Genomic DNA, 18,162 nt, shown 5'->3' on the forward strand with positions numbered 1-18,162 from the left:
CAGGGCACGCAAGCCGGCCTGAAAGGATCAAGGATGATTGACAAGGTTGTTGCCAGTGCTGATGAAGCCGTGGGGGACATCCCCGACGGCGCTTCCCTGGCCGTGGGCGGGTTCGGCCTCTGCGGGATCCCGGTGGCCCTGATCGATGCCCTGCACCGGGCCGGGACAACGGACCTGGAAACCGTCAGCAACAACTGCGGCGTCGATGACTGGGGACTGGGCATCCTGCTGCGGGACGGGCGTATCCGCCGCACCATCAGCTCCTACGTGGGCGAGAACAAGGAGTTCGCCCGCCAGTACCTGGCCGGCGAGCTCGAGGTGGTGCTCACCCCGCAGGGCACGCTGGCCGAGAAACTGCGTGCCGGCGGCGCGGGCATCCCGGCCTTCTACACGAAGGCGGGGGTAGGCACCCAGGTGTCCGACGGCGGCCTGCCGCAGAAGTACGACGCCAACGGCGGCATCGCGGTTGCCTCGGCCCCCAAGGAAGTGCGCCCGTTCGGCGGCGTCTACTACGTCCTGGAAGAGTCCCTCACCCCGGATTTCGGGCTGGTGCACGCGTGGAAGGGCGACCGCCACGGCAATTTGGTCTTCCACGCCACGGCCATGAATTTCAATCCGCTGTGTGCCATGGCCGGAAAGATCACCATCGCCGAGGTGGAGGAACTGGTGGAGCCTGGCGAACTGGACCCCGAACATATCCACACCCCCGGCATCTTCGTCCAGCGCGTGGTCCATGTCCCGAATGGTGAGAAACGGATCGAAAAGCGGACGGTCGCCCTCAGCAAGGCAGGAGCATGAGCATGGATCCCAACAGCCCCGAGGCTCCGCGCCCGGAAGCCGTACGCCCCGAGTACCGGCGTGCAGGGTCCCAGCGGCACGCCGGCCCTGGTGACTCCACGTCGCCGGCAGACACGAAAGGCTGGAACCGCAACGAACTGGCCGCGCGGGTCGCCAGGGAACTGCGCAACGGGCAGTACGTGAACCTGGGGATCGGCATGCCTACCCTGATACCCAACTACATCCCTGATGGGGTGGAAGTGGTGCTGCACTCCGAGAACGGAATCCTCGGCGTCGGACCCTATCCCGCTGAAGACGCCCTGGACCCGGACCTGATCAATGCCGGCAAGGAAACCGTGACCGTCAACAGGGGAGCGGCGTTCTTTGACTCGGCAACCTCCTTCGGCATGATCCGCGGCGGCCACGTGGACCTGGCCGTGCTGGGCGCCATGGAGGTGGCCGAGAACGGAGACCTGGCCAACTGGATGATCCCGGGAAAGATGGTCAAGGGCATGGGCGGGGCCATGGACCTGGTGTTCGGGGCCAAACGGGTGATCGTGATGATGGAGCACGTTGACCGCAACGGAAACCCCAAAATCGTCCGGCAATGCTCGCTGCCGCTGACAGGCAAGGGCTGCGTGGATCGGATCATCACGGACCTGGCCGTCATCGACGTCGTCAAGGATGGCGGCGCCTCCCGGCTGGTCCTGCGCGAACTGGCTCCCAACGTCTCCGTCGAAGACGTGGTGGCCGCCACTGGAACTGACCTGTTCGAGGAAGACAGGGAACTGACCGTATGACCGGCAACAGCCCCGCGGGCAGCAATGCGGAAAGCCCAACCACCGCAGCCGTTGACGGAGGCAGGCGGGTCGTCGAGCAGCGCGGGCTGTACTTCGACGAACTGGAGGAAGGCGTGGTGTATGCCCACCGGCCGGGGCGCACCGTGACCGAAGCCGACAACGTCCTGTTCACCACGCTCACCATGAACACGCAGGCCCTCCACCTGGACGCGGCCTGGAGCGCCGGGCAGCCCTTCGGCCAGCGGCTGATGAACTCCATGTTCACCCTTGCCACCATGGTGGGCCAGTCCGTCACGCAACTGACCCAGGGGACCATCATCGCCCAGCTGGGCCTCACCGACGTGTCCTTCCCGCACCCGCTCTATCACGGCGACACGCTCTACACGGAGACGGTCATCGCCGGCAGGCGGCTTTCGGCCTCGCGCCCCGGCCAGGGGATCGTGACCATGGAACACACTGGCCGCAACCAGGACGGAACCGTGGTGGCCCGGGCCACGCGCAGCTGCCTGATGTGGACGCGGGATGCTCACCAGGACGCACGGAACGTTCAAAACATCGGAGAATAGCCTTATGACTTTCGTGATGGGCCCCGCCCTGCTGTTCTGCCCCGCCGACCGGCCGGAGCGCTACCAAAAGGCCGCGGCCCGGGCGGACGCCGTGATCCTTGACCTTGAGGACGCAGTGGCGCCGGCGGACAAGCAGCGCGCCCGCGGCGCGATCCTGGCCCAATTGGGAACCACCGGGGTGGAGCCGGAACTGGAACCCAGCTGCACCATCGTCAGGGTCAACCCCGTGGGAACGGAGGACTTTGAAAAGGACCTGCACTGCCTTGCCCACACGCCGTACCGCACCGTGATGCTGGCCAAGGCCGAATCCGCCGAACAGCTCAAGGCCCTTGAGGGGTACCAGGTGATCGCACTGTGTGAAACGGCCCTTGGCGTGCTGAACGCCCCGGCCATCGCCGCCGCCCCCAACGTGGTGGGCATCATGTGGGGGGCCGAGGACTTGCTGGCCACGCTTGGCGGGACCTCCAGCAGGACGGACGACGGCGGCTACCGGGCTGTTGCGCTGCACGCCCGCTCGTCAGTGCTTGTGGCGGCCAGGGCGTTCGGCAAGGAAGCCGTGGATGCCGTCTATACCAACATTCCCGACCTTGATGGGCTTGCGGTGGAGGCAGCCGACGCGGTGGCGTCAGGGTTCAGTTCCAAGGCGTGCATCCACCCGAGCCAGGCCGCGGTGGTCCGCAAGGCCTACGCGCCTACCGATGACGAAGTGGCCGCGGCCCAGGCACTCCTGGCTGCGGCAGACTCAGCAGGGTCCGGAGTGTTCCGCTACGAGGGAAAAATGATCGACGGCCCCATCCTCAAGCATGCCCAGGAGATCATCCGGCGGGCTGCCCAGAAGGTTTAGCCCAGGACTGAAAATTTAGCCAGCACTGAAGGTCTGCCCGGGAAGGTCCAGCTACCGTTGCTGTCCCTGGGAACGGCGCAGGGACGTAGGCGGGATGGGTTCGTACAGGAGGGTCCGCACCCAGCGGTTCCCCGTCTCGCGGAACTCCTTCCGGCTGGCGAAACGGTAATGGAAGCTGCGCACGCGCACCCACCGGGGCGCCGCGCCGTCGAACGGGTCACGCCGCAGCAGCCGCAGCATCTGCCGGTCCGCCGCCAGCAGCTTCGCCAGGAACGCGTAAAACCATTCTTCGTGCACGCTGCGCAGCGGCAGGAACCACATCAGCCAGTCAAGGCGCAGGTGGTACGGGGCCCACTGCCGGGGGATCCTGCGGACATCGCCGGGCTTGCCCTTGAAGCCGTACTCACGCCAGTCGGAGCTGTCGCCGGGGTCCTCATCCAGCGTTCCCTCCACCACGATCTCGATGCGCTGCTTGGTCACGGTGCCGAACGCGCCGTAGGCGTTGACCAGCTGCCACCGGTTGAAGCTTGCATTCATCAGCTGCCGGCGGGAGAAGAGGTTCCGCAGCGGCCAGTAGCTCAGGACCAGCAGCAGGAGGGAGGCGGCCAGTGTGATGGCCAGCCACCAGGGCGGGGTCTCCCGCTGCATTCCGGTGGCCGCCTCCCAGTCCGCCGGGATGGCCGGTATCACTGCGTGCGCCACGGGGTCGCTTACCGCGGCGAACGCGAGCACGATCGCCATCCAGTTCAGCCAGGCGAAGTTGCCACTGGCCACCAGCCACAGCTGGGTGACCACCACGACGGCGGCCGCCACACTGGCCACGGGCTGGGGCGCAAAGAGCAGGAACGGCACCACCAGCTGGGCGAAGTGGTTGCCAACCACCTCGACGCGGTGCAGCGGCTTGGGTAACAGGTGCGCCTGCCTGCTGAGCGGCCCGGGCATGGGCTGGGTTTCATGGTGGTAGTACAGCGCCGTCAGGTCACGCCACTCCCGGCCGCCGCGGATCTTGATCATTCCCGCACCGAACTCCAGCCGGAACACCAGCCACACGATGAGGATCAGGATGGTCCTCGGCGGCTCGGTCTGGTTGGAACCGAGGAAGGCCACGGTGAAGCCCGCCTCCAGGAGCAGCATCTCCCAGCCGAATCCGTAAAACGTCTGGCCCACGTTCACGATGGACATGTACAGCAGCCACAGGGCCAGAAAGGCGATCAGCGGGACCCAGGGCGGCCCCATCTGCGGAATTCCGGCCACGAGCAGCGCCGACACCACCAGGCCGGCGGCGCAGACACCACGCAGCAGGCCGTCCGAGTACCGCCAGCGGAACAGTGTGAACCGGCGCATCCGGGTAAACGCCGCCAGGAACTCCGGCACCGGCAGCAGCCCGCGCTCGCCAAGCAGGGCGGGAAACTGGTTCAGCGTGGACAGGAACGCTACGAAGTACAGTGCCGCCACACCCCGTTGCAGCACCTGCCGGGCGAATTCGTACTCCGGCGCATCAAACCACGAGAGCCAGTCCACGCAGTCCACGTTACGCCCGGCAACCCCGGGGTCAAGGCGCAGCAGCAGGTCAGCGGCGCGGGCCGGGGCGCGGGCGGGCCCGAAGGGTGCGGGATACTTAACCAATGCAGCCACGCAGAATCGTCCTCCTCGGATCCACCGGTTCCATCGGCACCCAGGCGATTGACGTCGTCGACGGCGCCCCCCACCTGTTCGAGGTGGTGGCACTGAGCGCCGGGGGCGGCAACCTGGAACTCCTGGCCCGGCAGGCCGTCCACACCGGTGCCGCAGCCGTGGGAATTGCCGGGGGAGACCCGGCCCGGCTGGAAGCACTTATCCGTGAAGCTGCCGCTGCGGCAGGCCGTCCCGGCTACCGGCCCCAGATCGTGGCCGGTCCGGACGCCTCCGCGCAGGTCGCGGCAGTCCAGGCTGACGTGGTGCTTAACGGCATCACCGGTTCCATCGGCCTGGCCCCCACGCTCGCGGCCCTCAAGTCCGGCGCCACCCTGGCCCTGGCCAACAAGGAGTCGCTGATCGTGGGCGGCAGCCTGGTCAAAGCCGCGGCCGCGGAAGGCCAGATTGTTCCGGTGGACTCGGAACACTCCGCCATTGCCCAGTGCCTGCGCTCCGGCACTGCCGACGAGGTGGACAAACTGATCCTGACCGCTTCCGGCGGCCCATTCCGCGGCAGGAACCGGGAGGAACTCCACAGTGTGACGCCCCAGCAGGCCCTGGCCCACCCCACCTGGGACATGGGCGTCATGGTCACCACCAATTCGGCCACGCTGGTGAACAAGGGCCTGGAAGTCATCGAGGCGCACCTGCTGTTCGATATCCCGCTGGACCGGATCGACGTGGTGGTCCATCCTCAGTCCGTGGTGCACTCCATGGTGCAGTTCATTGACGGCTCCACCATCGCCCAGGCCTCCCCGCCGGACATGCGGCTGCCCATCGCGCTGGGACTTGGTTGGCCGTCCCGCGTACCCAAGGCCGCCAGCGCGTGCGACTGGACCCAGGCCGCCACCTGGACCTTTGAACCGCTGGACACTGAAGCTTTCCCCGCCGTCGGCCTTGCCAAGGAAGCGGCCAAGCAGGGCAGCACGTTCCCCGCCGTGTTCAATGCGGCCAACGAGGAAGCCGTCACCGCATTCCATGCCGGCAGGATCCGCTTTACCGACATCGTGGACACCATCGAGGCCGTGCTCAGCGAACACTCAGGCTCTTCCGGGCTGACGGTGGAGTCAGTGCTGGATGCTGAAAGCTGGGCACGTGCCCGGGCCCACGAACGTTTAGCAGTCAGCAGTCTCTAGGAAGCAGCAGCACCTCCATGACCCCTGTTTTACTTTTCATCCTCGGCGTCGTCTTCGTGGCGGTGGGCATCGCCGTGTCCATTGCGCTCCACGAAGTGGGGCACCTGGTCCCCGCCAAGCTTTTCAAGGTGCGCGTCACCAAGTACATGATCGGCTTCGGACCCACGCTGTGGTCGCGCCGAAAAGGCGAAACCGAATACGGCGTCAAGGCAGTCCCGCTGGGTGGCTACGTCTCCATGATCGGCATGTACCCGCCCAACAAGGAGGACGGCTCGGTCCGGCCATCCAGCACCGGCATGTTCCAGACACTTGCCACCGAGGCCCGCTCGCAGGCCCACGAGGAAGTTGGGCCCGGTGACGAAAACCGCGTTTTCTACCGGTTGCCGGTCTGGAAAAAAATCATCGTGATGCTGGGCGGCCCCGCCATGAACATGATCCTTGGGCTGCTGTTCACGGCTGTGCTGCTCATGGGCTTCGGTGTTGCCACAGCCACCACCACCATCTCGGACGTGTCCAAATGCCAGGTGGCGGCCGGGCAAACCGTTGACCCGAATTCCGCTGACTGCCAGCTCACGCCGGCCGCGGCTGCCGGGCTCAAGCCCAATGACACCGTCACTTCCTTCGATGGCAAGGCCGTGACCAGCTGGGACCAGCTGACGGAATGGATCCGCGCTTCCGCGGGCAGGGAAGTGGCCATTACCGTGCAGCGGGATGGCAACCCAGTGTCCACCACCGTGACGCCGGTCCTTTCGGCCCGGCCGGTGATGGGAAGCGACGGGCGGCAGGCCACCGACGCCGCCGGCAACCTCCAGTACGAGGACGTCGGTTTCCTTGGCATCGGTGCGCAAACGGCGCTGGTGCCCCAGCCGGCGTCGTCCGTCCTGCCCATGGCGGGGGAGAACATCCGCCAGGTGGCCGGCGTGGTCTTGAACCTTCCGGCCCGAGTGGTGGGCGTGGCCAAAGCCGCCTTCAGCGAGGAGCCCCGCGATCCGAACGGACCCATCAGCGTTGTGGGCGTAGGCAGGGTTGCAGGTGAAGTAGCCGCCATGGAAGCGGCGCCGCTGCAATCCCGGGTGGCAACCCTCGTTGGCCTGCTGGCAGGCCTGAACTTCGCACTGGCGGTGTTCAACCTGGTCCCGCTCCTGCCGCTCGACGGCGGCCACGTTGCCGGGGCGCTCTATGAGGGCGTGCGGCGCAAGGTGGCAAAGCTGCGCGGCCGGCCGGACCCGGGAGCGTTCGACATCGCCAAGCTGCTGCCGGTTACCTACGTTGTGGCGGCGCTGCTCATGGGTATGAGCGTCCTGCTTATCTACGCGGACATCGTCAAGCCGGTCAATCTCTTCGGTTAGGCCGCAGCCTCTGTGGAGCCGCACGGGCGGGCCGCGTTGGCACTGCACGCTCCTTCTCGCAGCCGATATCGACTGATTCCCAAATATCAGTCAAATGTGATTGATTCACTGGCATCAGCCATCTATGGTTGAGAAATGTTCGTCATGACCATCGACCAGCGGGGAAGTACCGGCGGCCAGGACCTCGTCCCGGACCTTCTCGCCCGGATTGCCGCGCTGCAACCGTCCGGAACGGAGCAGCCGGTCTTCGAACGTACCGTGGGTGATGAAGTCCAGGGGGTAGTGCCCGACCCTTCCGTCGTCGTGGAGATTGCCCTCCATGCACTCCGCTTCGGTCGCTGGTACGTGGGGATCGGCGTCGGAACCGTCTCCCTGGCTCCAGGCGCCAGCCCCCGCGAAGGAACCGGGACTGCGTTTGTCGCCGCCCGCAAGGCAGTTGAGCTGGCCAAGGCCGCCGGGCCGCAGGTGCCGTTGTCGGTGGTGCCGGGCATCATGGCGAAGACCGGCGGTGTCCCCGCCGGGGAGGGGAGCCAGGCATGCGCAAATGCGGAGGCGGTGCTCCGGCTGCTCGGCCGGCTTGTCCAGGACCGCACGGAGGCCCAGTGGCGGGTAGTGGATGCCCTGCGCCGCCTGGATGAAGGCCGCCTGGATGGAAGCCGCCTGGGTGCGCGCAGCCCGGGACCGGGCCGCCACGGAAGCCAGAAGCAGGTGGCGCTTGAACTCGGCATCTCGGAACAATCGGTGAGCCGTACCGTGCTTCGGTCCGGGTGGCAGGAAGAATGGGCAGCCAGGCCAGCTGCGGCGATGCTTCTGGGTTTTGCGGACTCGCAGATTAACGGCCCCCTCAAAGACGACCGTGATGCAGACGACCCCAACGAAGGAGACAGGTGACCGCACTTTGGGTGGCAGTGGCCCTGGTAGTCGCCGGCTTCGCCGGCTGGCCGGTGACGGCGTTGGTGTTCAAGCTCGCGCGGACCATCGACGACCGCGCGGACGCTGCGAAGGCGGCGGATGCAGCCCGCAAGGCCGAACAGGATCCCGCGGGCGACGTTACCGTGGACGACACCCCTGCCGACGCCCCGGGGGCTGCCCTTGGAACAGCAGGCGGCGCAGCCGGCCAGGCTGTGGACGATGAGCTGACCGCCCCGCCTGTCCAGCCGCCGTCGGACGCGCCTGCCGGGCCGGCGCCCCCTACCCAGCGCATCCTGCGCGGGGGCGCCATCATTGGCGTACTGGAGCGGCTGGGCGTCTGCCTCGCCATCCTGACCGGGCAGCCCGTGGCCATCGCCTACATCGTTGCCATCAAGGGCCTGGGCAGGTTCGCCGAGCTGAAGGAAACGCCGGTGGCAGCCGAGCGCTTCATCATCGGGACGCTCACATCGATGCTCTGGGCGGCCGGAACCGCTGCCGCCGTCAAAGTCCTCTTCCTGCACTAGTCCTATTCCTGCACTAACACCATGGCCGGCCCCGGACGGTCTTTGCGCGCCGGGTCGCTTCGCCCTGCCGGCCGGACGCGTACGGTACCAAGCCAGCCATGGCGATAGGGTAGCGGTATGACAGTTTTTGCCGTTGAGTACGTTTATGCCGCCAGCTCCACTGAAACCCGCAACGAGGTCCGGCCCGCGCACCGGGAATGGACCGCGAACCTGGCACAGGACGGCGTCATCGTAGCCAGCGGCCCGTACGGTGACGGTGCCGGTGCCCTGCTGATCTTCAAGGCCTTGGATGAAGCCGCCCTCAACTCGATCCTCAAGCAGGACCCGTTCGCCGGAGCCGGTGTGATCGCCGGAACGCGCATCACGGAATGGTCACCGGTAACCGGCATGCTGGCCGGGATTACCGCGTAGCCGCCTTTTTACCCTTTCAACTCAAGGAGTCCACGTGACCTCGGTCAGCCTGGGAATGCCGTCAGCACCACCGCCCGTCCTCGCGCCCCGCCGCAAGACGCGCCAGATTAAAGTCGGCTCGGTAGGCGTAGGGTCTGACTACCCCATCAGCGTGCAGTCCATGACCACCACGCCCACCACGGACATCAACGCCACCCTGCAGCAGATCGCTGAACTGACTGCGTCCGGCTGCGACATCGTCCGCGTCGCCTGCCCGTCCGCCGATGACGCCGAAGCGCTGCCCATCATCGCCCGGAAGTCCCAGATCCCCGTCATCGCGGACATCCACTTCCAGCCCAAGTACGTCTTCGCAGCCATTGAAGCCGGCTGCGCTGCGGTGCGCGTGAACCCGGGAAACATCCGTAAGTTCGACGACCAGGTCAAGGAGATCGCCGCCGCGGCGAAGGACCACGGTACCTCCATCCGCATCGGCGTGAACGCAGGCTCCCTGGAACCGGGCATCCTGAAGAAGTACGGCAAGGCCACTCCGGAGGCACTGGTCGAATCGGCGGTCTGGGAAGCCTCACTGTTCGAGGAGCACGGTTTCCACGACTTCAAGATTTCCGTCAAGCACAACGACCCCGTGGTGATGGTGGCCGCCTACGAGATGCTCGCGGAAAAGGGTGACTGGCCCCTGCATTTGGGCGTCACCGAAGCCGGCCCCGCCTTCCAGGGGACCATCAAGTCCGCCACGGCGTTCGGCGCGCTCCTGTCGCGGGGTATCGGTGACACCATCCGCGTGTCCCTGTCCGCGCCGCCGGTGGAGGAGATCAAGGTCGGCAACCAGATCCTCCAATCGCTGAACCTGCGGCCCCGCAAGCTGGAAATCGTATCGTGCCCGTCATGTGGCCGCGCCCAGGTGGACGTGTACACTCTGGCAGAACAGGTCACCGCCGGCCTCGAGGGAATGGAAATTCCGCTGCGCGTGGCGGTCATGGGCTGCGTCGTGAACGGCCCCGGCGAGGCGCGTGAAGCGGACCTTGGTGTTGCATCAGGCAACGGCAAGGGCCAGATCTTCGTTAAGGGCGAGGTCATCAAGACTGTTCCCGAGAGCGCAATTGTTGAGACACTGATCGAAGAGGCTATGCGTATCGCGGAAGAGATGGGGGAGGCCGATGGCGAAGATGCTGTCAAGGGTAGCCCCGTGGTTAGCGTCTCGTAGGGACGCTCCCGACCCGGCAGGGCTTTCTGTCCGTACGCTCGACGGCCAGGACACCCCCGCACTGACGGCGCTGGCCCAGCAGGACCCGGTGGCCAATGTGTTCATCCTGGCCCATCTGCGCGGCACCGGGACGGCGGCACCCACCAGCGGCGGGGCCGGCGTCATCGGCGTTTTCGACGGCGGCATCCTGACGGGCGCATGCTGGGCCGGGGCCAATTTGGTTCCGGTCCAGCTCGATCCCGCACTGGCCCCCCTGCTAGCGGAGGCAGCCAACAGTTCCGGGCGCAGGTACGCCTCGGCTTTCGGTCCGGCCGAGGCCGTGCTGGCACTTAATGCCGAACTCACGGAACTGGGGCACCAGGCCCACGAGGTCCGGGCCGACCAGCCCCTGATGGTCATCGACGGAGCACCCCGGGTACGGCCCCACCCGGGCCTGGTGCACGGGGACCTGGCGGACTTCGACCGCATCCTTCCCGCATGCGCCGCCATGTTCGAGGAAGAAGTAGGCTACTCGCCCTATTTGGGCGGCAGGGAGTTCTACAGCCGGCGGGTGGAAGGCCTCATCAGGCAGGGGCACTCCCTGGTCCACCTCAACGAAGCCCGCGAGGTGGTGTTCAAAGCCGAGTTGGGTGCAGTCACGGACGACGTCACCCAAGTCCAAGGGGTATGGATGAATCCGGCTTTCCGCGGCCAGGGGCTCAGTGCGGCGTACATGGCGGCAGTGGTGGAAAAAGCCCAGCAGATTGCCCCGATGACGAGCCTCTACGTCAACGGCTTCAACACCAGGGCCAGGTCCACCTATGAGCGTGTGGGCTTCCGCCAGGTGGGGACCTTCGCTACAGTCCTGTTCTAGCCGGTAACTGCCGGTTCCGTGCTGGATATTGGGGGAAAAATTGAAGACGTCCGTGCTTGGAACTTTCGGGGCCTGCGCCCTTCTTGCCGTTGGTGTTTCTGCGTGCGGCGGGACGTCCGCGCCACAGGCAGCGGAATCCACACCTGCCGCGCCTGCGGCCTCCACGCAAAGTACGCCCACCCCAACGGCAACTCCGACGCCAACCGCCAAGGCCTACACCAGCGAGGAACTCGCTGCCATCGTCGGCCAGGTCCGGGACGCGGCAGACCGCAGGCTGTCAGTCCTGCCCAGCGCCGACATCAAAACCACGCTCGAACAAACCAAGGCAATGATTGCGTCCATTGACGTCAAGCCCGCAGAGTGCAAGGAACTGGCCGCCGCAAGCGCCGTACCTTCCGTCGACGGAGCAACCATGGCGATGGGCATGAGCACGGACGCCGGCACCGGGGCCGCCACAGCCCTGTCCCTGATTGCCGGCCTGGACCAAAGCTTCCTTGCCAAGGTCAAGGACCAGCCGGACCAGCTGGCGAAGTGCTCCTCCATGACCATGACCGCGTCGGGCATGGAGATAGCCGTAACCGTGACTCCGGTGCAGGGAGCCGGCAGCCTCCCCGGTACCGTTGCCTACCGCACTGACAGCGCCCTTCCCGATGGACGCAAGCAGTCAACCGTTACGGCCCAGGTGGTCAAGCAGGGCGTGGTGCTCACCTCGGTTGCGTCCGGAGGCGAGAGCGAGGCCGACGCCGTCCGCCGGGCTGGTGCCCTCCTTGACTCCGCTGCTGCGCTGGTCAAGTAAGACAACCGCCTGTCACGTAACAACGCGTCGTCAAGGCACAACAGCGGAAGTAACGCCGCGCGACAGGTAAAGGGCACGCGGATTCCGAAAATAAAAACACTTGTCAAACGTGCGCACGATCACATAAGTTCTTTCTAGCTGCGCTGGAAGTGGGGTGGGCGGTCTCACCAGTCCTCACCAGTACTTAGGCGATAACGGCGTTGGGCCACGCCCGGATGCGATGACCAGCCTCATTGGGGGGGCCAGGGGCTTTGTATTCCCGGGCGTGGCCCTACTGTGTCCGGCCATTGCCGGGCAAGCCGGCCCGGCTGCGTTCCCTGGCCCGTAATTGCCGCATGTTCCGTGCCGGTAGATTAGTATCCAGACGAATTGTCCGGCCCTGCTGACCCAGCACTTCCCCAGAAACGGATACCACCCGTGGTCCTACGACTGTCCCAGCTTTTCCTGCGCACGCTGCGCGAAGACCCCGTCGATGCCGAGGTTGCCAGCCACAAACTCCTGGTCCGCGCCGGCTACATCCGCCGCGCTGCCCCCGGCATCTACACCTGGCTTCCGCTGGGACTGAGCGTCCTGCGCAAGGTCGAGGAAATCATCCGCGAGGAGATGGCAGCCATTGGCGCCCAGGAAGTCCACTTCCCGGCCCTGCTGCCACGCGAGCCGTACGAGGCCACGAACCGCTGGACCGAATACGGCGAGGGCCTGTTCCGCCTCCAGGACCGCAAGGGAGCTGATTACCTGCTGGCCCCCACGCATGAGGAGATGTTCACGCTCCTGGTCAAGGACCTGTACTCGTCCTACAAGGACCTGCCGCTGAGCCTGTACCAAATCCAGAATAAGTACCGCGACGAGGCCCGTCCCCGGGCCGGGCTCCTCCGCGGCCGCGAGTTCATCATGAAGGATTCCTACTCCTTTGACGTGGACGACGCCGGTCTGGATGCCAGCTACGCCGCCCACCGCGCCGCCTACTTGAAGATCTTTGAACGCCTGGGCCTTGAAGTAGTGCCCGTGGCAGCCACCGCCGGCGCCATGGGAGGTTCCAAGAGCGAGGAATTCCTCTTCCCCACGGAGATCGGCGAGGACACCTTTGTCCGCTCGGCCGGCGGCTACGCCGCCAACGTCGAGGCCGTCACCACGGTGGTCCCCGAGGAAATCGACTTCACCAACGCCCCGGCGGCAGAGGTCCTGGATACCCCGGACACCCCCACCATCGAGACCCTGGTTGCCGCTTCCAACCAGATCGCCCCTCGGGCAGAATCCGACGGCGGCGCCTGGACTGCAGCGGACACGCTCAAGAACGTGGTCCTCGCCGTCACGCTGCCCACCGGTGAGCGGCAGCTGGTGGTCATCGGCCTCCCCGGCGACCGCGCAGTGGACCTCAAAAGGGTGGAGGCAAACATCGGCGCCTTCCTGCCGATCGGTGGAGAGATCGGCCTGGAGCAGGCAGGCGAGGAAGACCTCAAGAAGCAGCCGCTGATCGTCAAGGGCTACCTTGGCCCCGGCCTGTCCCTCGACCAGCCGCTCCTGGGCGCCGACAGTGCCACCAAGCTGCTGTACCTGGTGGACCCCCGGGTGGTCAGCGGAACTGCCTGGATTACTGGCGCCAACGAGGCCGGCAAGCACGTCTTCGGCCTGGTGGCCGGACGCGACTTCCGCTGGGACGGCGTCATCGAGTGCACCGAAGTCCGCGCCGGCGACCCCTCCCCGGACGGCTCGGGCCCGCTGGAGACCGCCCGCGGCATCGAAATGGGCCACATCTTCCAGCTCGGCCGCAAATACGCCGAAGCACTGGACCTCAAAGTCCTGGACCAGAACGGCAAGCAGGTGGTGGTCACCATGGGTTCCTACGGCGTCGGGGTCACCCGGGCCGTGGCGGCATTGGCAGAGGCCAACCACGATGACCGTGGCCTGGTCTGGCCCCGCACGGTAGCGCCCGCCGATGTACATGTGGTTGCAGTAGGCCGCGGTGACGAGATCTTCCAGACGGCGGAAAAGCTGTCGGCGGAACTCGAGGAAGCCGGACTGTCGGTCATCTATGACGACCGGCCCAAGGTCTCGCCGGGCGTGAAGTTCGGCGACGCCGAGCTGGTGGGCGTCCCCACCATCCTGGCAGTGGGCCGCGGCCTGGTGGACGGCGTGGTGGAGATCAAGGACCGCCGCAGCGGTGCCGCCGAGAACGTGGCGGTAGATAAGGCCGTCGACTACGTGGTCAACGCCGTCCGCAACCAGTGACCTCCGGCTTCGAGTCGATCCAGCTCACCACCATCATCCTGATCGTGGTGGCTGGATTCGCAGCCGGGTGGATTGATGCGGTGGTGGGCGGCGGAGGCCTCATCCAGCTTCCGGCGCTGCTCCTGGTCCCCGGCATCGCGCCGGTCCAGGCGCTGGCCACCAACAAGATGGGCTCCATCTTCGGTACCGCCACCAGTGCTGTCACCTATTACCGGCGGGTGGGGCCGGACCTGCGGACCGCGGTGCCCATGGCGGTGATAGCCCTGGCAGGCAGCTTCGGCGGGGCAAGCCTGGCCGCTACCCTGCCGGCCGGGGTGTTCAAGCCCATCATCGTGGTGGCCCTGGTCGCCGTCGCGCTTTTCATTGCCCTGCGGCCCAGCGTGGGTGAGCTGACGGCACTGCGCCACGAAGGCCATAAGCACTACGTCGTGGCCTGCTTGATCGGTGCTGTGATCGGCTTTTATGACGGGCTTATTGGCCCGGGGACCGGTTCCTTCCTGGTCATCGCCCTGGTGTCCGCCATGGGCTACGCCTTCCTGGAAGCAAGCGCCAAGGCCAAAATTGTCAACATGGCCACCAATGCCGGTGCCCTGTTGTTCTTCCTGCCGCACGGGTCCATCCTTTGGGGGGTCGGCCTGCTGCTCGGCGGCGCCAACATGGCCGGCGGCTACCTCGGCGCCCGCACAGCCGTGAAGCAGGGCAGCAAATTCGTCCGGGTGGTCTTCCTGGCGGTCGTGGCGGCCCTGATCGTCAAGCTTGGCTACGACGTCTGGCAGGAAAACTTCTCCTGATCCGCCCTGGAAACTGGTCCTCGTCGTGGGGACCAGCCCGGCGTAGCATGCAGGTATGGCACACGGCGAGGACGGGTTTGCCGCGGCACTGGCAGCCGCCGCAGGGTATTCGCAGGCCTGGCTGGACAGCCTTCCGCACCGCCGCGTGGGACCCAGCCGGAACGCCACAGAGCTCGCCGAAGTCTTCGGCGGACCACTGCCCCAAGCAGGAATGCCTGCAGCGGGCGTCATCGACTTCCTGGCAACCCAGGCAGAACCTGGCCTCATGGCCATGCCCTCGAGCCGGTTCTTCGGTTGGGTGATCGGCGGCACCCTGCCGGCCGCCCTGGCCTCGGACTGGCTGGTCAGCGCATGGGACCAAAACGCGGGCCTGCGCTACGCCACCCCGGCCACGGCTGCCATCGAGGAAGCCGCCGGACACTGGCTGCTGGACCTGCTGGGCCTCCCATCCACCGCCGACGTCGGATTCGTCACCGGCGCCACCATGGCAAACTTCACCGGCATGGCTGCCGCCCGCTGGCGGCTGCTCACCGATGCCGGCTGGGACCTGGACCGCGACGGACTCTGCGGCGCACCCCGGATCCGCTGCTTTGTCGGACGGGAACGGCACGACACCGTTGACCTCGGCCTTCGCTACCTGGGCCTCGGAAAACCAACGGAAGTCGACGCAGACGGGCAGGGCCGCCTGCTCCCCGCCGCCCTGGACGCCGCGCTTGCCTCCGGCACCGGGCCCGCCCTGGTGTGCCTCCAGGCAGGCAACCTGCACTCAGGCGCCTTCGACCCCTTTGCCCAGGCCATCGCCGTCGCACGCAAACACGGTGCGTGGGTACACATCGACGGTGCGTTCGGCCTTTGGGCTGCCGCCGCACCGGAACTGAGGCACCTCACCCGGGGCTATGAAGAGGCCGACTCCTGGGGCACGGATGCCCACAAGACGTTGAACGTGCCGTACGACTGCGGCATCGCCATCGTCCGCGACCCGTCGGCGCTGCGGGCTGCGATGGGCCTGCACGCGAGCTACCTGGTGCACGACGCGGAAGGCCCGGGCGATCCCTTCGAGAAGGTCCCGGAACTCTCGCGCCGGGCACGGGGAGTACCGGTGTGGGCCGCGCTTAAAAGCCTGGGCCGCGAGGGCGTGGCAGCCCAGGTGGGTGGTCTGGCGGGTGCCGCCGCGGCAATCGCAGAAGGAATGGCCGCCCTGGACGGCGTGGAGGTGCTCAACGACGTCTCCTACACCCAGGTGTGCCTGGCTTTCGGCGACGACGACACCACCCGCGCGGTCACGGCCCGTGTCATCCAGGACGGGAAGGTGTGGATGTCCGGGTCACGCTGGCGGGAGCGGGACATCCTTCGGGTTTCGGTGAGCAACTGGCATACGGCGGGGGAGGATGTGGGCACCGCAATCGACGCCGTGCGGTCAGCCCTGGCCGCAGTGCGGAACTCCTGACCGTTCGCGCACGCCTTGCCGGCCGCCCTACCCGTCCTGTCCCGGCTCGGGCAGTGAATGGGGATGCGGCAGGCCGTCCAGGGTTTTGCCGGCCAGGGTGCTGGAGACCCAAAGGGACCGGGCAAGACCGCCCTGGTGTCCCTGCGCGGCGTACCCCAGCGCGTTATCCACTTCCCTGGCGATGGCCCACTGCCGGGCCACGTCGGGGTCCAGGCCGGCGGCTGTGCTGAAGTCGTGGCAGCGCGTCAGCAGCGCCGCGCCGGGCCGGGACGCCGGCAGGTCCGCAAGGCGGTTCCACAGAAGCGGGGCCACGGCGAACTCGGGTTCGCCAATCATCGGCTGGGGGTCGATGGCCGCGTATCCCGCCGCCGTCGGCGCTTCACCCGTGGGCTGCTTCCCCGGGCGCGCCAGGACATTCAGGAAATGCAGGTCCGTGTGGACCAGCAGGTCATGGGCCGACCGGCGGCCCACCGCACCGCGGGTCTGGCACACTTCAAGGGCTGCCTCCAGCAGCCACCGGGGGAACGGGCGGCCCAGCTGCTCCCAGTCCGCCGGCAGTTGGTCGCTCCACTGTTCGGCTCGGCCGGCGATGTCGGCGAACTCCCGCCATTCAGGGCGGTGGTCCGGGGCCAGCCCCAGTTGCCGCACCAGCCCGCCCCAGACAACGGCAGCGTCATCCAGGGGCACGTCCGCCAGTGACCGTCCGGCGTCGAGGCGTTCCAGGAGCATGGCGCACGATTCCGCGTCGGAGGCCAGCAATGCAACAGCGCCACGGCCGCCCCAAAGTGCCAGTGCATGCCGCTCCACCTTGGCTTCATCGTGGGGGAAAGCGATCTTCAAGGCTGCTGGTGAACCGTCGTCCTGCCGCACCGGCAGCACGATGCCGCCGTGTCCACTCCACGGCAGGCTGCCGGGCGCCAGGTCCACGTCGAGCTGCCATTGCTCCAGCCGGTCAGCCAGCAGCCCCGGAAGGCTGTCAAGCCAGGTGCGTCCTGCCCGGTCGCGCATGTAGCGGGCCGTGAGGTCCGGCGGGATGGGCAGTGCCGGCACCACGGGGTCAAACAACACCCGAGGCCCCCAGCAGGTTGCCGATCACGAACGTCGCCGCGAGCGCCAATGCGCCGCCCACCACCACGCGCACAGCTGCCCGCGTTTTTGAGCCGCCTCCGATCCATGCCCCCAGGGCGCCTGTTATGGCCAAGGCCACCAGGACTGCTGCAAACGTCAGCGGAAACCGGATGCCGGGTGGGGGAAGCAGGATGGCCAGCATTGGCAGAATAGCCCCGATGGTGAACGCGATGGCTGAGGCGAATGCCGCGTGCCAGGGGCTGACGATGTCCTCCTCGTCGATGTTGAGCTCGGCAGACAGGTGCGCGGCCAGGACGTCGTGGGCAGTAAGTTCGCGGGCGACCTTGGCCGCGGTTTCGGGGGTCAGCCCCTTGGCCAGGTAGAGGGCGGTCAGTTCGGCGAGCTCCGCTTCCGGTTCTTCCTCCAGTTCGCGGCGTTCCTTCTCAATCAGGGCGCGCTGACTGTCACTTTGGCTGCTGACCGAGACATATTCGCCCAACGCCATTGACACGGCGCCCCCCACGACGCCGGCGACGCCGGCCGTGAGGATGGGCCCCAATTCGGCCGTGGCACCCGCCACGCCAACCACAATGGCGGCCACGGAGACGATGCCGTCATTGGCGCCGAGGACGCCGGCGCGCAACCAGTTCAGCCGGTGCGCAATATCGTTGCCGTGCGGTTCCGTCTCAAGGTGGTTGTTCAGCTCCGGGCTGGCACCGGTCCCCGGGGCATCGGCTGGATCGTCGGCGTTCATCCTTTCAGGAAACCACCCCGGCCTTCCCAG

At 66.8% G+C, this 18,162-nt stretch carries 18 protein-coding genes; 15 read left to right on the top strand and 3 right to left on the bottom strand.

The window, feature by feature from the left end; genetic code table 11:
* Positions 1-33: 33 nt before the first annotated feature.
* The 4 genes from LFT44_RS06625 to LFT44_RS06640 are packed head-to-tail and all read left to right on the top strand — an operon-like array spanning position 34 to position 2,987.
* On the top strand, positions 34-798 hold the full coding sequence (locus LFT44_RS06625) for a CoA transferase subunit A (protein ID WP_236801888.1): 765 nt from the start codon (positions 34-36) through the stop codon (positions 796-798).
* Complete coding sequence (locus LFT44_RS06630; RefSeq protein ID WP_442863772.1) at positions 795-1,577, top strand: CoA transferase subunit B; 783 nt, start codon at positions 795-797, stop codon at positions 1,575-1,577. The genes LFT44_RS06625 and LFT44_RS06630 overlap by 4 nt, the downstream gene beginning before the upstream one ends.
* Positions 1,574-2,143, top strand: coding sequence for a MaoC family dehydratase (locus tag LFT44_RS06635; protein WP_236801889.1), 570 nt, complete (start codon positions 1,574-1,576; stop codon positions 2,141-2,143). Before LFT44_RS06630 ends, LFT44_RS06635 begins: the two co-directional genes overlap by 4 nt.
* Positions 2,144-2,147: 4 nt before the next feature.
* Positions 2,148-2,987, top strand: a complete 840-nt coding sequence (locus LFT44_RS06640; protein WP_236801890.1) for an HpcH/HpaI aldolase/citrate lyase family protein — start codon at positions 2,148-2,150, stop codon at positions 2,985-2,987.
* A 51-nt stretch (positions 2,988-3,038) separates the two neighbouring features.
* Here LFT44_RS06640 and LFT44_RS06645 read toward each other — a convergent pair whose 3' ends face one another.
* A complete protein-coding gene (locus LFT44_RS06645) occupies positions 3,039-4,508 on the bottom strand; it encodes a lipase maturation factor family protein (protein ID WP_236802817.1) in 1,470 nt (489 codons plus the stop codon).
* Between the two features lie 104 nt (positions 4,509-4,612).
* On the opposite strand from LFT44_RS06645, the gene dxr reads away from it, so the two are divergent.
* The 11 genes from dxr (at position 4,613) to LFT44_RS06700 (ending at position 16,310) form a co-directional block, all read left to right on the top strand.
* Positions 4,613-5,797 (top strand): 1-deoxy-D-xylulose-5-phosphate reductoisomerase, encoded by a 1,185-nt coding sequence (gene dxr, locus LFT44_RS06650; RefSeq protein WP_236801891.1) that lies wholly within the window; start codon positions 4,613-4,615, stop codon positions 5,795-5,797.
* A gap of 17 nt (positions 5,798-5,814) precedes the next feature.
* On the top strand, positions 5,815-7,146 hold the full coding sequence (locus tag LFT44_RS06655; protein WP_236801892.1) for a M50 family metallopeptidase: 1,332 nt from the start codon (positions 5,815-5,817) through the stop codon (positions 7,144-7,146).
* A 135-nt stretch (positions 7,147-7,281) separates the two neighbouring features.
* Positions 7,282-8,037: a MarR family transcriptional regulator gene (locus LFT44_RS06660; RefSeq protein ID WP_236801893.1), complete on the top strand. Its 756-nt coding sequence runs from the start codon at positions 7,282-7,284 to the stop codon at positions 8,035-8,037.
* Positions 8,034-8,582 carry a hypothetical protein gene (locus LFT44_RS06665; protein ID WP_236801894.1) on the top strand — a complete coding sequence of 183 codons (549 nt, stop codon included), beginning with the start codon at positions 8,034-8,036 and terminating at the stop codon, positions 8,580-8,582. The genes LFT44_RS06660 and LFT44_RS06665 overlap by 4 nt, the downstream gene beginning before the upstream one ends.
* Positions 8,583-8,699: 117 nt before the next feature.
* A complete protein-coding gene (locus LFT44_RS06670) occupies positions 8,700-8,993 on the top strand; it encodes a YciI family protein (RefSeq protein WP_236801895.1) in 294 nt (97 codons plus the stop codon).
* A gap of 34 nt (positions 8,994-9,027) precedes the next feature.
* A complete protein-coding gene (ispG, locus tag LFT44_RS06675) occupies positions 9,028-10,194 on the top strand; it encodes a flavodoxin-dependent (E)-4-hydroxy-3-methylbut-2-enyl-diphosphate synthase (protein WP_142134593.1) in 1,167 nt (388 codons plus the stop codon).
* A complete protein-coding gene (locus LFT44_RS06680; protein ID WP_236802818.1) occupies positions 10,157-11,047 on the top strand; it encodes a GNAT family N-acetyltransferase in 891 nt (296 codons plus the stop codon). The genes ispG and LFT44_RS06680 overlap by 38 nt, the downstream gene beginning before the upstream one ends.
* Positions 11,048-11,099: 52 nt before the next feature.
* Positions 11,100-11,843, top strand: coding sequence for a hypothetical protein (locus LFT44_RS06685; protein WP_236801896.1), 744 nt, complete (start codon positions 11,100-11,102; stop codon positions 11,841-11,843).
* 417 nt (positions 11,844-12,260) lie between these two features.
* Positions 12,261-14,072: a proline--tRNA ligase gene (locus tag LFT44_RS06690; RefSeq protein ID WP_236801897.1), complete on the top strand. Its 1,812-nt coding sequence runs from the start codon at positions 12,261-12,263 to the stop codon at positions 14,070-14,072.
* A complete protein-coding gene (locus tag LFT44_RS06695) occupies positions 14,069-14,863 on the top strand; it encodes a sulfite exporter TauE/SafE family protein (protein WP_236801898.1) in 795 nt (264 codons plus the stop codon). The genes LFT44_RS06690 and LFT44_RS06695 overlap by 4 nt, the downstream gene beginning before the upstream one ends.
* A gap of 55 nt (positions 14,864-14,918) precedes the next feature.
* Positions 14,919-16,310, top strand: coding sequence for a pyridoxal phosphate-dependent decarboxylase family protein (locus tag LFT44_RS06700; protein WP_236801899.1), 1,392 nt, complete (start codon positions 14,919-14,921; stop codon positions 16,308-16,310).
* Positions 16,311-16,337: 27 nt separating this feature from the next.
* Here LFT44_RS06700 and LFT44_RS06705 read toward each other — a convergent pair whose 3' ends face one another.
* Together LFT44_RS06705 and LFT44_RS06710 are read right to left on the bottom strand one after the other, a co-directional pair.
* Positions 16,338-17,318, bottom strand: a complete 981-nt coding sequence (locus LFT44_RS06705; RefSeq protein ID WP_236802819.1) for an aminoglycoside phosphotransferase family protein — start codon at positions 17,316-17,318, stop codon at positions 16,338-16,340.
* A 49-nt stretch (positions 17,319-17,367) separates the two neighbouring features.
* Entirely contained in the window at positions 17,368-18,132 is a 765-nt protein-coding gene (locus LFT44_RS06710) for a VIT1/CCC1 transporter family protein (protein WP_236801900.1), read from the bottom strand.
* Between the last annotated feature and the right edge of the window lie 30 nt (positions 18,133-18,162).

The sequence above is a fragment of the Arthrobacter sp. FW306-05-C genome (assembly GCF_021801725.1).
In the GTDB taxonomy this organism is placed as follows: domain Bacteria; phylum Actinomycetota; class Actinomycetes; order Actinomycetales; family Micrococcaceae; genus Arthrobacter.